The 13,428-nt window shown below is 70.6% G+C and carries 11 protein-coding genes; 4 read left to right on the forward strand and 7 right to left on the reverse strand.

The features are described from left to right. Nucleotides 1-155 precede the first annotated feature (155 nt). Complete coding sequence (locus OG408_RS16135) at nt 156-599, forward strand: GNAT family N-acetyltransferase (RefSeq protein ID WP_266779781.1); 444 nt, start codon at nt 156-158, stop codon at nt 597-599. A 16-nt stretch (nt 600-615) separates the two neighbouring features. Here the strand turns inward: OG408_RS16135 and galK are convergent, their stop codons facing one another. The 3 genes from galK to galT are packed head-to-tail and all read right to left on the reverse strand — an operon-like array spanning nt 616 to nt 3,799. Then, nucleotides 616-1,782 carry a galactokinase gene (gene galK, locus OG408_RS16140; RefSeq protein WP_266779783.1) on the reverse strand — a complete coding sequence of 389 codons (1,167 nt, stop codon included), beginning with the start codon at nt 1,780-1,782 and terminating at the stop codon, nt 616-618. Beyond that, nucleotides 1,779-2,759 carry a UDP-glucose 4-epimerase GalE gene (galE, locus tag OG408_RS16145; protein WP_285564967.1) on the reverse strand — a complete coding sequence of 327 codons (981 nt, stop codon included), beginning with the start codon at nt 2,757-2,759 and terminating at the stop codon, nt 1,779-1,781. Before galE ends, galK begins: the two co-directional genes overlap by 4 nt. Beyond that, nucleotides 2,756-3,799 (reverse strand): galactose-1-phosphate uridylyltransferase, encoded by a 1,044-nt coding sequence (gene galT / locus OG408_RS16150; RefSeq protein ID WP_326670480.1) that lies wholly within the window; start codon nt 3,797-3,799, stop codon nt 2,756-2,758. Before galT ends, galE begins: the two co-directional genes overlap by 4 nt. Nucleotides 3,800-4,032: 233 nt before the next feature. Between galT and OG408_RS16155 the strand changes: the two genes are divergently transcribed. Continuing rightward, nucleotides 4,033-5,703, forward strand: a complete 1,671-nt coding sequence (locus OG408_RS16155) for a sodium:solute symporter family protein (protein WP_266779789.1) — start codon at nt 4,033-4,035, stop codon at nt 5,701-5,703. A 15-nt stretch (nt 5,704-5,718) separates the two neighbouring features. Continuing rightward, nucleotides 5,719-6,015, forward strand: coding sequence for a hypothetical protein (locus OG408_RS16160; protein ID WP_266779790.1), 297 nt, complete (start codon nt 5,719-5,721; stop codon nt 6,013-6,015). A gap of 33 nt (nt 6,016-6,048) precedes the next feature. Here the strand turns inward: OG408_RS16160 and OG408_RS16165 are convergent, their stop codons facing one another. Next, on the reverse strand, nt 6,049-6,744 hold the full coding sequence (locus OG408_RS16165) for a helix-turn-helix transcriptional regulator (RefSeq protein WP_266779791.1): 696 nt from the start codon (nt 6,742-6,744) through the stop codon (nt 6,049-6,051). A 213-nt stretch (nt 6,745-6,957) separates the two neighbouring features. Here OG408_RS16165 and OG408_RS16170 point away from each other — a divergent pair, with 213 nt between their 5' ends. Beyond that, nucleotides 6,958-7,404, forward strand: a complete 447-nt coding sequence (locus tag OG408_RS16170; protein WP_266779792.1) for a hypothetical protein — start codon at nt 6,958-6,960, stop codon at nt 7,402-7,404. A gap of 72 nt (nt 7,405-7,476) precedes the next feature. Here OG408_RS16170 and OG408_RS16175 read toward each other — a convergent pair whose 3' ends face one another. From OG408_RS16175 to OG408_RS16185, 3 genes are all read right to left on the reverse strand, one after another. Further along, nucleotides 7,477-9,369, reverse strand: coding sequence for an outer membrane protein assembly factor BamB family protein (locus tag OG408_RS16175; RefSeq protein ID WP_266779793.1), 1,893 nt, complete (start codon nt 9,367-9,369; stop codon nt 7,477-7,479). A 112-nt stretch (nt 9,370-9,481) separates the two neighbouring features. After that, a complete protein-coding gene (locus OG408_RS16180; protein WP_266779794.1) occupies nt 9,482-11,335 on the reverse strand; it encodes an outer membrane protein assembly factor BamB family protein in 1,854 nt (617 codons plus the stop codon). Nucleotides 11,336-11,615: 280 nt separating this feature from the next. Then, nucleotides 11,616-13,292, reverse strand: a complete 1,677-nt coding sequence (locus OG408_RS16185; protein ID WP_326670484.1) for an outer membrane protein assembly factor BamB family protein — start codon at nt 13,290-13,292, stop codon at nt 11,616-11,618. Between the last annotated feature and the right edge of the window lie 136 nt (nt 13,293-13,428).

A 13,428-nucleotide genomic window follows, 5' to 3' on the forward strand; every position in this document is an offset into this window, starting at 1 on the left:
CGACTGCCACCCCGGCCGGGCGTCGCACCCGGCTGTCTCGTACCCCTGAATCAGCACCGGCCCCCACCGGTGCTGTGCATCAGCGTACGGGCGGCGGCCGGGAGCGGAAGCCGATTGGCAGAACTGACCGCCAGTCCGGTCCTAGGGTGTTGTTCATGTTCCGTCTTGAGACAGAAGTGGACAAAGAACGACGTCAGCTGCTGAACAGGCGGCTGCGTGACGACAACACGGCGCGCTCGGCGCGGATCCGCGCCCTGCGCGACACCCCCGCCGCACACGAAGTCCCGCTGGAGGTATGGGCGCTGGACGCGGAGGGGAACCTCGCCGCCGGGCTGAGCGGACGCACCTGGGCGTACTGGCTCCATGTGGACGTGCTCTGGGTCGACGCCCGCCACCGCGGCCACGGCCTCGGCTCGCGGCTGCTCGCCGAGGCGGAACGGGTGGCCGGGAGGGACCGGTCCTGCACCCGCTCCCGGGTGGAGACCTGGGACTTCCAGGCCCCGGACTTCTACCGGAAGCAGGGTTACGAGGAGCGGGGGCGGGTCGAGGACTACCCGCCCGGCGTCACCGAGTTCACGTTCACCAAGGAGCTCGGCTGACCGGCTCCCGGCCGGCTCAGACGAGCCGGCGGGCTCCCGCCGACGGCACGGCCGGGAAGACGCCCGGCGCCGCGTGACCCGCCGAGGCGAACGCCTCCTGCACGGCCTTGGTGACCGTGTCCGCCTGCGTCTCCTCCACCAGCACGATCGCCGAACCGCCGAAGCCGCCGCCGGTCATCCGGGCACCGAGCGCACCGGCCGCGTTCGCCGCCTCGACCACCAGGTCCAACTCCGCGCAGGAGACCCGCAGATCGTCCCGGAGCGAGACATGGCCGGCGTTGAGGACCGGGCCGGCCGCGCGCACGTCGCCGGAGTCGAGCAGCGCGATGACCTGCTCGACGCGCTGGTTGTCGCCGACCACATGGCGTACGTAGCGCACCACGGACTCGTCCGCGCCGGCCTCGGCCAGCGTGTCGAGCGCGGCGCCAAGTCCGGCGTACGGGATCTCGCGCAGGGTGCCTATGCCGAGGAGGCGCGCCCCCTCCTCGCAGCCCGCGCGCCGCTCCGCGTACGCGCCGTCGCCCAGCGCGTGCTTGACGCGGGTGTCGACGACCAGGAGCCGCAGACCGCGGGCGGCCAGGTCGAAGGGGACCTGGCGCTGGGTGAGGTCGCGGGTGTCCAGGTGCAGGGCGTGGCCGTCGGTGCAGCAGGCCGATGCCATCTGGTCCATGACGCCGCAGGGGACGCCGACGAACGCGTTCTCGGCGCGCTGGGCGAGGACCGCCAGCTCGGCGAGGCCGAGACCGAACCCGAACAGGTCGTTCAGCGCGAGCCCGGTCACCACTTCGAGGGCGGCGGACGAGGAGAGCCCGGCGCCGGTGGGAACGGTGGAGGTCAGCTGGATGTCGGCGCCGGTGACCTGGTGGCCCGCCTCGCGCAGCGCCCAGACGACCCCGGCCGGGTAGGCGGCCCAGCCGTGGCCGGAGTGCGGGGCCAGTTCGTCGACGCGGAGCTGGACGACACCGCCCGGAACGTCGGTGGAGTGCAGCCGCAGCACGCCGTCGGTGCGGCGGGAGACGGCGGCCCGTGCGACGTGCGGCAGCGCGAGCGGCATCACGAAGCCGTCGTTGAAGTCGGTGTACTCGCCGATCAGGTTGACCCGGCCGGGGGCGGCCCAGACCCCCTCGGGTGCGGTCCCGTAGAGCTCGGTGAAGGAGGCGGTCAGCTCAGCGTGGTCGGTCATGGTGCGGTGGGCTCCTCTCGGCGGGCGAACGTCCAGGCGTCGGAGACGATTCCGGCCAGGTCGGCGCGGGACGGCTGCCAGCCGAGGCGCTCCCTGGCGGTGGTGGCGGAGGCGACGAGGACGGCCGGGTCGCCGGCGCGGCGCGGGGCCGCGGTCTCGGGGACCGGGTGGCCGGTGACCTCGCGGACCGTCTCGATGACCTCGCGGACCGAGAAGCCGTTGCCGTTGCCGAGGTTGCAGATCAGGTGCTCGCCCGCGGTGGCGGCGTCGAGGGCCAGCAGGTGGGCCTCGGCGAGGTCGGCGACGTGGATGTAGTCGCGGACGCAGGTGCCGTCGGGGGTGGGGTAGTCGTCGCCGTAGACCGAGATCGACTCCCGCTGCCCGAGGGCGACCTGGAGGACCAGCGGGATGAGGTGGGACTCGGGGGTGTGCCGCTCGCCGCAGCTGCCGTGGGCGCCCGCCACGTTGAAGTAGCGCAGCGAGACGGCGGCGAGTCCGTGCGCGGCCGCCTCGCCGGTGATCATGTGGTCGACGGCCAGCTTGGTGGCGCCGTACGGGCTGGTCGGGGCGGTGGGGTCGGTCTCGGTGATGGGGCTGGAGACCGGTTCGCCGTAGGTGGCGGCGGTGGAGGAGAAGACCAGGGTGCGCACCCCGGCGTCGCGCATCGCGGCGAGCAGGGCGGTGGAGCCGCCGACGTTGTTGACCCAGTACTTCTCGGGGTCGGTGACGGACTCGCCGACCTGGGAGTACGCGGCGAAGTGCAGCACTCCGTCGTAGGAGGGGTCCAGCCATTTGGCGGCGTCCTGGATACGGCCCTCGATGAACTCGGCGCCGGCCGGGACGCCCGCGCGGAAGCCGGTGGAGAGGTCGTCGAGGACGGTGACGGCGTGCCCGGCCTCCAGCAGGTGCTGGGCGACGACGCTGCCCACGTATCCCGCGCCGCCGGTCACCAGGTACTTCTTCGGGGACTTGCTCACTCGCTCGCTACCTCTCGCAGTCGCTGGGCCGCGGTCTCCGGCGGCACGTCGTTGATGAACACGCTCATGCCGGATTCGGAACCCGCGAGGAACTTCAGCTTGCCGGAGGTACGTCGAATGGTGAAAAGCTCCAGATGGAGCCCGAAGTCATCCCGTCCCTCGACCCCGAACGGTGCCTGGTGCCAGGCGGAGATGTACGGGGTCGGTGGCTCGCCGGGGCCGAAGATCCGGTCGAATCGCCTCAAGAGTTCCAGATAGACCTGTGGGAACTCACGCCGTGCGGCCTCGTCGAGGTCCCGCAGGTCGGGGACGCGGCGGCGCGGGTGGAGATGGACCTCGTAGGGCCAGTGCGCCGCGTACGGCACGAAGGCGATCCAGTGCTCGGCGGCGAGGACGATCCGCGAGCCGTCGGCCTCCTCGCGGGCCACCACGTCGTCGAAGAGGTTGCCGCCGGTCTCCGCGCGGTGGGCCGCCGCGGAGCGCAGCATCAGCTCGGTGCGGGGGGTGACGAAGGGGTAACCGTAGATCTGCCCGTGCGGGTGCCCGAGCGTGACGCCGATCTCGGCGCCCCGGTTCTCGAAGCAGAACACCTGCCGGACCTGCGGGAGCTCGGCGAGCTCGGCGGTGCGGTCGGTCCACGCCTCCAGGACGAGGGCGGCCTGCTCCTCGGTGAGGTCGGCGAAGGAGGCGTCGTGGTCGGAGGTGAAGCAGACGACCTCGCAGCGGCCCGAGTCACCGGCCAGGGAGGGGAAGCGGTTCTCGAAGACGGCGACGTCGTAGTCCGGCTCCGGGAGCTCGCTCTGCCGGCCGTCCACCGAGGGGCAGAGCGGGCACTCGTCGGCCGGCGGGTGGTAGATGCGGCCCTGGCGGTGCGAGGCGATGGCGACGCTGTCGCCGAGGAGCGGGTCACGGCGGACCTCGGAGGAGGTCGAGACGGGGTCGAGCGGCCGCCGGTCGACGGCCTCGCGGACGATGTCGTCGCGGCTGTCGTAGTAGATCAGCTCCCGGCCGTCGGCGAGCGTCGTAACCGTCTTCTTCACCAGACTCCTCCCAAACAGAACCGCACACAATGAACCACAAATCAACAGACTCGTCAATGAGTCGGAGCCCCCGACGTGACGGGAATCTCGCAGGGCCGAGCAGGGTTGAGGCGGCCGTTTTCGGCAATACGATCACAATCCAACAAAGAACCTCATTGGAACTGTTCAGTTTTTGAACACAAGAGCGTAGTTTCCTTCGGGTTCAGTTCGCGCAACGAAGCGAGTACCCCCACATGCAAAATCTGGCTGCAGGGCTCCGGCTCCCCACGAACGGGCTCGACTACACGATCCTGGCGATCTACTTCGTCGTCGTTCTCGGCATCGGCTTCGCCGCCCGGGCGAGCGTGAAGACGAGCCTCGACTTCTTCCTGTCCGGCCGGTCACTGCCCGCATGGGTGACCGGGCTGGCCTTCGTGGCGGCGAATCTCGGCGCCACCGAGATCCTCGGCATGGCGGCGACCGGCGCGCAGTACGGCGTCGCGGTCGTCCACTGGTACTGGATCGGCGCCATCCCGGCGATGGTCTTCCTGGGCCTCGTGATGATGCCCTTCTACTACCGCTCGAAGGTGCGCTCCGTACCGGAGTTCCTGCTGCACCGCTTCGACAAGTCGGCGCATCTGCTCAGTTCCATACTCTTCGCGTTCTCGGCGGTGCTGATCGCGGGCGTCAACCTGTACGCCCTGTCGATCGTCGTCGAGGCGCTGCTCGGCTGGCCGCAGTGGGTCGCGATCGTCGTCGCGGGCCTCTTCGTCCTGATCTACATCACCATCGGCGGCCTCTCCTCCGCGATCTACAACGAGGTGCTGCAGTTCTTCGTCATCCTCGCCGCGCTGATCCCGCTGACCATCCTGGGCCTCAAGCGCGTCGGCGGCTGGGACGGGCTGAGCGACTCGCTGGAGTCCAGCCACGGGGCGAACTTCATGACCGCCTGGGGCGGCACCGGCATCGGTGACGCCAACCCGCTCGGCGCCAACTGGCTGACGATCATCCTCGGCCTGGGCTTCGTGCTCTCCTTCGGCTACTGGACGACCAACTTCGCCGAGGTACAGCGCGCCCTGTCCGCGAAGAACCTCTCGGCCGCCCAGCGCACCCCGCTGATCGCCGCGTTCCCGAAGATGTTCATCGTCTTCCTCGTGATGATCCCGGGCCTGGTGGCCGCCGTGGTCGTGCCCAACATCGGCACCGCGGGCTCGGACACGACGTACAACGACGCCATCCCGCTGCTGATGCGGGAGCTGCTGCCCAACGGTGTGCTCGGCATCGCCGTGACCGGTCTGCTGGCCGCGTTCATGGCCGGCATGGCGGCCAACGTCTCCTCGTTCAACACGGTGTTCACCACGGACATCTGGGCGCGGTACGTGAAGAAGGACCAGCCGGACGCGTACTACCTGAGCTTCGGCCGCAAGATCACGGTGCTCGGGGTGCTGGCCTCCATCGGAACGGCGTTCATCGCCTCCAGCTTCTCCAACATCATGAGCTACCTCCAGACGCTGTTCTCCTTCTTCAACGTCCCGCTGTTCGTGGTCTTCATCATCGGCATGTTCTGGAAGCGCGCCTCGATGAAGTCGGGCGTCTGGGGCCTGCTGGCGGGCACCACCGCCGCGATGGTGAACTACTTCGTGATCTACAAGCAGGGTGTCATCGACATCCCCACCGACCAGGGCGCCAACTTCGTCTCCGCGATCGTCGGCTTCGTCGCCGGTGCGGTGGTCATGGTCGTCGTCACGCTGTTCACGGCTCCCAAGCCGGAGGCCGAACTGGCCGGTCTGGTCTACGGAACCGAGTCGCCGGAAGCGCCCGAGGTGCCCGAGGAGGGCGACAGCGCCTGGTACCGCAGGCCCGCGCTGCTGGGCTGGGGCGCGATCGTGCTCGCCGCCCTGTGCTACGTCCCCTACTCGTTCTGAGCGGAGTAACTCACCATGTCCGACCTGCACAAGGAAGTCGCCGACCTGGAGCGGAAGTCCGCCACGGCCGCCCGGCTGTTCGACATCCGGACGATCATCGGCGGTCTCTTCGTGGTCTACGGAGTCATCGTCACCATCGCCGGGATCAACCCGTCCGACGCCGACCTGAAGAAGGCCGAGGGCGTCCACATCAACCTGTGGACCGGCCTCGCCATGCTGGCCCTGGGGCTGTTCTTCCTGGTCTGGCTGAAGCTGCGCCCGGCCCAGCCGCCGGCCGTCGCCCCGGACACCACCGACGCGCCCGGCAACTGAGGCGCCGTCATCACCGGCAGGGGCCGGACACCGTCAGCCGACGGTGTCCGGCCCCTGCCGCGTCACCGGTGCCGCCCGGTCCAGCAGGCCGGTACGGGCGGCGAGCGCCGCCGCCTCCAGCCGGGAGCCGACGCCCAGCTTCATCAGCACCCGCTGCACATGGGTGCGGGCCGTGCTCGGCGCGATCCGCATGCCCGCCGCGATCAGCCGGGTGTCCTCGCCCTCGGCGACCCGGACCAGAACCTCGACCTCGCGCGGCGTGAGCATCTGCAGCAGCCGCCGGCCCTCGTCGTCCGGCTGCGCCGCCGGGTTGAGCAGTTCGGCGAAGGCGCCCTGGAGCAGTTGCGGCGCGATCGCCGCCTCACCGGCCCGCGCCTTGGCCATCGCCCGCTCCACGCCCTCGATGCGCTCGTCGTGCCGGACGTACCCGGCGGCGCCTGCCGCGAAGGCGGCCGCGATGCCGCGCGGGCTGGGCACCGGGCCGAGGACCACCACGGCGATCTGCGGGCGCTCGCGTCTGATCCGGACGATCGGGTCGAAGGTGCCCGGTTCGGCGGGCGCGGCCGTGCCGAACAGACAGACCTCCGGGGCTCTGCTGACGACGAGTTCGGCCGCACCGGAGGTCGGCGCGGCTGCGGCGAGCACCCGGTGCCCGCGCAGTTTCAGGGCCGAGGCGAGCGCCTCGGCGAGCAGTCGGTGGTCATCGATCACCATGAGCCGCACGCCCATCGACCAACCCCCCATAGCACCGGCAGGCCCCCCGGCCCCCTCTAGACCCGGCAAGTTACACGCTTGTTCGATGCCGCGGGCGTCTTAGCGGCCAGAACGATCGAGATCGCCGACTTCGGGTGCTTTGAGAGCGAGTTGATGGCCCATCATGGCTGAATTCAGGCTGTTGTAATCTGCATGCTGACCATGCCGGATCACATTTCTGGGGGAACCTTGCGTCTCAAAAGGGCTCTGCTCGTATCCGCGGCCACGTGTGCCGTGCTGGCGGGACCGGCGTTCACCGGGACTGCCGCCGCCGCGTCCAACGTCACCACCGAGGACGTCTCGACGTCGTGGGGGTACGCGGAGGTGAAGGCCGCCTGGCGGCTGAACCCGTACAAGCTCGACCCGCTCTACCTGTACGTGAAGGACAAGGCCGCCGACGGTCACTCGGTGGGCGTGCGCCTGATCACCACCGGCGACGCCGGCACGCACTACTTCCCGATGCACCGGGTCTCCACCGGCGCCGGCACCGCGTGGGGTGCGACCAGCTACGCCAACCCCGGTGGCTGGATCAGCACCGCGCGGATCGAGCTGTGCCAGATGGAGGGCAGCACGGTCCTGAAGTGCGTCTCGTCCGGCATCATGTACCCGGCGTTCGACGACAGCACCAACTCCTGACCCGCCACGACGGGCGGGCATGCGTGAGGGGGTGGAGCCGGCCGGCTCCACCCCCTCACCCGTGTCCGGTGGTCAGCTCGCGTGGAACGAGACGACGAGGTACTCCTTGTCGCCCAGCGAACTCTCCCTCGGCGCGCTGATCATCGTCTCCGAGATGTACAGCTTGCCGCTGCCGTAGAGGTACTCGGCGTAGTCCGAGGAGAAGCTGGTCTCCGCGTCCCGGATGGCCTCGTCGCCCGGGTTGTCCATCAGCACGGTCTGCTTGAAGGTGCCGCCGTCGATGGAGACGACCTGGCCGCCCTTGTCGTACGGGGGCTCCTTGTACGCGATGAGGTTCCCGCCGTCCATGCGCAGCGGGAACATCGTGTAGCGGTCGCCCGCGTCGGCCCGGTCGCTGGTGGGCTTGCCGGTGGTCAGGTCGAACGACACGATCTCGTTGGTGTTGCCGTACTCGCCGGTGCCCTCGTGCTCCTCGGTCGGCACGTAGATGCGGTTGTTGCCGACGGCGAGGTGCTGGCAGCTCTCGACCTTGGTGGAGCGGCAGCTCGCCGCGTACTTCTCGCCGTCCACCGCGATCTTGGTGAGCAGCTTGCCGCTGGCCGGGTCGATCGAGAAGAAGTCCGAGATCCCGCTGCCGTCGCCCGCGGTGTCGCCGACGTCGGCGGCGACGACCAGCGGCTTGGTGGAGACGATGCTCGCGTACTCGACGCCGGGCGGCATCTTGAACGAGGAGAGCGGCGCCCCCGTCGTCGGGTTCAGGGCCTGGATGACGAGCTGCGGGTCGTCGTACGAACCGCACTTGCGGACCACGGCGAGGGCCTCGCCGCCGCCGTACCCCTTGTCGTAGCAGCCGTCGGTGCTGGGCTTCGGCCGCCAGAGCTCGGCTCCGTCCGCCAGCTTGAAGGCGGCACCGCCCTCGGTGCCGCCCGCGGCGACGGTGTCGCCGCTCAGGGTGACCTCGTCGAAGCGTGCGGCGTTGTCACTGCTGGTGGTGACGGTGACCGACTTGCTCCACATGAGCTTGCCGGTGGCGAGGTCGAGCGCGCCGATCTGCGTGCAGGCCTGGTACTTCTTCGCGGCGGTCCGCTTGCCCGCCTCGAAGGCGATGGCCGTCTTGAAGTCCTTGGTGAGGTGCTGGGTGGCGGCGCAGACCTGGCCGCCCAGCGGGATCGACCAGAGCTTGGTGCCCTTGACCAGGTCGTAGGCGACGATCTCGTTGACGCCCGTCTTCACGTACGCCTTGTCGGTCATCCAGGAGCCGGCGACCGTGGTGACGTCGGTGACCTTGGGCTGCGGGAGCTGGAAGCCGACCTCGGCCTTGATGTTGGCCGGGGCCTTCTCCTTGCCGCCGCCGAGGCCGGTCTCCGAACCGCCCTTGCCCTCGCCCTTGGTGCCGGAGGAGGTGGACGCCTCGTCCTTCTTCTTGTCGCCGTCGCCCGAGGCGAACCAGACGCCGCCGCCGATGATCAGCGCCACGGCGACCACCGCGGCGACGATGATCCGGGACTGGGTGGAGAACTTCTTCGGCCCGTCACCGCCGGGCTGCTGCGGCTGCTGCATCGGGGTGGTCGGGTAGCCGTAGCCCTGCTGCGGCGGCTGGGGCGGGAACCCGTACCCCGGCTGCGGGGCCTGGCCGGGCGGGAATCCGTGGCCCTGCGGCGCCTGCGGCGGGAACCCGTACCCGGGCTGCTGCGGCGGCTGGCCCTGCGGGTAGCCGTAGCCGGGCTGCTGCTGGGGCGGGCCCGCGGGCGGCGGGGAGCCGTACCCGCCGGGCGGCGGTGCCTGGGGTGCCTGGGGGGCGGCCGGCGGCTTGCCGTACGGGTCGGCGGGCGGCGGCGTCGGGGCGCCGAAACCACCGGGCGGCGGGTCCTGCGGGGCGCCGAAACCACCGGGCGGGGGGTCCTGCGGCGCGCCGAACCCGCCCTGGGAGGGGTCGTTGGGCGGCGGCTGGGGCGGCTGCGTCATGGCGTTGCGTACCTCTGGAGAAGGGGAGTCGGTCGGGGGGCCGGAGCCGGTCGCGGACGGATCTGCCGTCGTCCGCGACCGGTGGTGTTCCTGCGGGTGCCGTGCGGTGCCGTTACTTGCCGAAGGCCATCATGGTCTTCGTCTCCAGCTCTTCCTCGTCGTTGGTGGCGCTGACCCGTCCGCTGGCGATGAACGACCGGCCGTTCGCGTACAGGACCCTCTCGCTCCAGAACGAGCTCTCGATCTCGGCCGTCGACGCCGGGTGCTGGAGCAGCATCTTCGGGGTGCCGCCGGCCGGGCCCAGGCTGGCGATGCCGCCGCCCTTGTTGTAGCCCGCGTCCACGTAGACCAGCAGGTTGCCGCCCTCCATGCGCAGCGGCTTCATGGTCTGCTCGGCCGGGGACTTCGCCTTCCACTTCGTCCTGCCGGTGTTCAGGTTGAAGGCGACGACCTGGTTGGTGCGGGCGGTACCACTGGTGTCGTCCTGCGTCCGCAGGTAGAGCGTGTTGGCGTCGGCCGCGACACCGTCGCAGCCGTCGACGGGCTTGCCGAAGATGGCGAAGGCGTTGCCGCAGGCCGTCGCGAACTTGTCACCCTTGTCGCTGACGATCTGGGAGCGGAGCGTGCCGTTCTCGCGGAGCGCGAGGATGCTCCACTTCTTGTCCTTGCTGCTGCTGCCCTTGGTCAGCGACACGACGAGCGGGCTCACCGAGTAGATGTTGTCGACCTCCCAGCCGCGGGCCGGCTTGTAGGTCCACTTCGGCTTGCCGGTGTTCGGGTCGAGCTCCTCGATCTGGTGCTGCGGGTTGTAGGGGTCGTCGGTACGGCAGTTGGTGGCGGCGATCAGCTTGGGTCCGCCCGCGAAGGCGAACGGCTGGCAGATCCCGTCCCGCTTGCCGAACAGGTCCTTGCCGTCGCTGACCCGGTACGCGTTGGAGGAGCCGGAGCGGCCGACCGTCAGGGTGTCGCCGCTGATGGCGAGGGAGAGGTCCGACATCAGGTCGAAGAGCCCGCTCTTCTTGACCTCCTTCTTCCACCCCGCCTTCCCCGTGTTGAGGTCGATCAGCTGGAGCGACGAGCAGTCGGCCTTGTCCGTCGTGCCGTTCTTCACCGCGATGACGATCTTGCCGTCCGCGGTGGCCTGCGACGGGGCGGAGCAGATGTCGGCGGGCAGCTTCAGCGTCCACTTCTGCTTGCCGTCGGCCACCGAGAAACCGGCGACCGTGCGGTACATGCCCCTGACGATGGTGTCGCCGACGATCCACGGGCCGTACACGTCCGCGCCGTTGCGCGGCAGGTCGACGTCGTTCTTCTGGAGCCAGAGGACCTTCGCCTCGCCGGGCTTGCGCCCGCCGTTCAGGTCGTCGCTGCCCTCGCGGCCGGTGCCGTTGCCGTCGCCCTCGTCGACGGAGGGCGAGGTGGTCGGCTTCTGGACCTCACCGCTCTCCTTGGCGACGGGCTTCTTGTCGTCGTCGCCGCCGCTCGCCAGCAGGTAGACACCGCCTCCGACGACCAGGAGCGCGGCGACCGCGGCCGCGATGATCGCCCCGGGCTTGCCCTTGAAGGGGCCACCGCCGCCGGGCGCCGCGGGGACCGGTGCGCCGGGGTACTGCTGCTGCGGATAGCCGTATCCGGGCTGCTGCGGCTGCTGGCCGTAGGGGCCGGACTGCTGGGTGTACGGGCCCGGCTGCTGCTGACCGTAGGGGCCGGGCTGCTGCGGCTGGCCGTAGGGACCGGGCTGCTGGGCGTACGGGCCCGGCTGCTGCGGATAGCCGTAGCCCTCCTGCGGCTGCTGCCCCGGCTGCTGCGGGTAGCCGTAACCGGCTCCGGCGGGCGGCGCCTGGGGCGGCTGGGCGGGCGGCGGCGTCTGCGGCGGGCCCTGGGGCGGCTGCGGAACCCCCTGCGACGGCTCCTGCGGAGCGCCGAAGCCTCCCTGCGGCGGTTGCTGGCTGGGCGGCTGGGTCATCAGCGCGTCCCCCTTCATGCGGTCCGGTGCCCGGTCCGGACTCCCCCGCGATCACGCCGGGGCTCCGAGGGTCGGTCAAGACCCCTGAATCCCCGGCGAAATGGAGCGAATCGGGCATGGATCCCGCAGTGTCACGACAGTCGAGCGGGGCTTCTTTCTACCACCCGGCCCACCACGGGCTCCGGTTCGGTCCACCCCTTGTTCCCAAGGGAGAACCGCCCCGTGATGCCGCCGTTACGCCTAAGGAGCCGTCAGACGTGCCGCTCGCGACAACCCGCGGTCACGGGCCGAACGCCACCATCGACCGCATCTCGATCTCGTCCCCGTCGGTGATGCCGCTGATCCTCGTCTGCATGAGGAGGGTGCGGCCGCCCGTGTAGAGGACGCGTGGATCGAAGAACCCGCGCTCCATGGAGGATCCCGCCGCGGGGTGGCGCTGCACCGTCCGCGGGGTGCCGCCGGTGGCCGGGAGGGAGAGGATGGCGCCGCCCTTGTTCCTGGCCGGCGCCGCGTACATCAGCAGCTTGCCGGCCTCCGTCCGCATCGGCATGACCGGCTGTCCCACGGGGGAGTCGGCCGTCCACCGGGGCTTGCCGGTGGTCAGGTCGAAGGCGACGACCTTGTTGCGGTCCCCCTTCTTGCCCGGGACCACCTTGGTCGGCAGGTAGAACGTGTTCGCGTCGGCGGCGACGCCCATGCAGTTGTCGAGGTTCTTGCCCAGGGTCATCAGGTCGTCGTCGCACTTGGGCCCGTAGTCACCGGGCCCGCCGGAGAGCTGGGTGCGGTAGGTGCCGTCGGAGTTGAGCACGAGGATGGCCCACTTCTCGGGCTGCTTCAGCGAGACGACCAGCGGATCGGCCGAGTAGAACCGGTCGACCTGCCAGCCCTTCTTCACCTTGTACGTCCACCGGACCTTGCCGGTGGCGGGGTCGATCCGCTGCACCTGCTGTTCCTTGTGGTCGTCCGCAGCGGTCTGACAGCTGGTCGCGGCGACCGCGACCGGGCCGCTGGCGAAGCCGAACGGCTGGCAGTTGCCCGGGAGTTTCCCGAACACCACCTTGCCGTCGCTGACCCGGAAGGCATCGGTCCTGCTGGTGCGGCCCACGGTCACGGTGTCCCCGTTGATCGCCATCGCGACGTCGGAGAGCCCGTCCCAGGCGCCCGTGCGGACGAACTCCTTGCGCCAGCCTGCCCTGCCCGTCGTGAGGTCGACCATCTGGACGTTGTCGCAGGACGCGTCGGACGCCGTACTGCCTTCGATACCGAGGACGATCCTGCCGTCGGCGGTCGCCTGCGAGGGGGCCGCGCACACCGTGGCCGGCAGCCGCAGGCTCCACTTCCGGGTGCCGTCGGCGACCGAATAGCCGGACACCGTGCGGTACATCGCCTTGACGACGGTGTCGCCGACGATCCACGGACCGAACACGTCCGAGCCGTTGCGCGGCAGGTCGACGCCGCCCTTCTGGAGCCAGCCGACCTTCGACTCCCCCGGCTTCAGCTGCTCGTTGACGGCTTCCGCCTCGGCGTCGGGGCTGATCCCGGAGTCGCCGTCGGCCGTGCCCTGCTGCCCGCTCCCGGTGGGGGCGGGGGCCGGCGCTGCGGAGCTGTGACCGCCGGCCGCGGGCTTCCCGCTGCCGCCGTCCGGGCCGGTGGCGTACCAGATGCCGCCGCCGGCCAGGAGCACCACCGCGAGCGCGGCACCGACGACCCGGCCGCTCCGGCCGCGGAACCGGCCGCCGGGCCGCGGACCGCCGGGCTGCGGCGGCTGCTGCCCGGTCGGCTGCTGTCCGGGAGGCATCTGGGGCGGGTAGCCGTATCCGTATCCCGGCTGCGGCTGCTGCCCGTAGGGGCCTGGCTGGTGGTACGGACCGGCGGCGGGCGGGTACGCCCCGGGCGGCGGGTCGTAAGGAGCTCCGAACCCGCCCTGCGGCGGCTGCTGTCCGGGCGGCTGGCTCATCGGCCCGTCCCCCTGTTCTGCTGATGTGCTGGTGCGTTGCCGCGTGACGGCCGGTGAGGCGACGCGGTCCGGCTGCCGCGTGGGCGGGGCTACTTTCTACCACCCGCCCCACGGGCCTCACCGGCCGCACCAGTCA

Origin of the sequence: Streptomyces sp. NBC_01257, from assembly GCF_035917255.1 — a bacterium.
Lineage (GTDB): Bacteria > Actinomycetota > Actinomycetes > Streptomycetales > Streptomycetaceae > Streptomyces.

Coding starts and splice junctions, on each gene's coding strand:
- OG408_RS16160 (WP_266779790.1), top strand. CDS start 5,719: ATGTCCGACCTGCACAAGGAAGTCGCCGACCTGGAGCGGAAGTCCGCC.
- OG408_RS16185 (WP_326670484.1), bottom strand. CDS start 13,292: ATGAGCCAGCCGCCCGGACAGCAGCCGCCGCAGGGCGGGTTCGGAGCT.
- OG408_RS16180 (WP_266779794.1), bottom strand. CDS start 11,335: ATGACCCAGCCGCCCAGCCAGCAACCGCCGCAGGGAGGCTTCGGCGCT.
- OG408_RS16155 (WP_266779789.1), top strand. CDS start 4,033: ATGCAAAATCTGGCTGCAGGGCTCCGGCTCCCCACGAACGGGCTCGAC.
- OG408_RS16135 (WP_266779781.1), top strand. CDS start 156: ATGTTCCGTCTTGAGACAGAAGTGGACAAAGAACGACGTCAGCTGCTG.
- OG408_RS16165 (WP_266779791.1), bottom strand. CDS start 6,744: ATGGGCGTGCGGCTCATGGTGATCGATGACCACCGACTGCTCGCCGAG.
- OG408_RS16175 (WP_266779793.1), bottom strand. CDS start 9,369: ATGACGCAGCCGCCCCAGCCGCCGCCCAACGACCCCTCCCAGGGCGGG.
- galK (WP_266779783.1), bottom strand. CDS start 1,782: ATGACCGACCACGCTGAGCTGACCGCCTCCTTCACCGAGCTCTACGGG.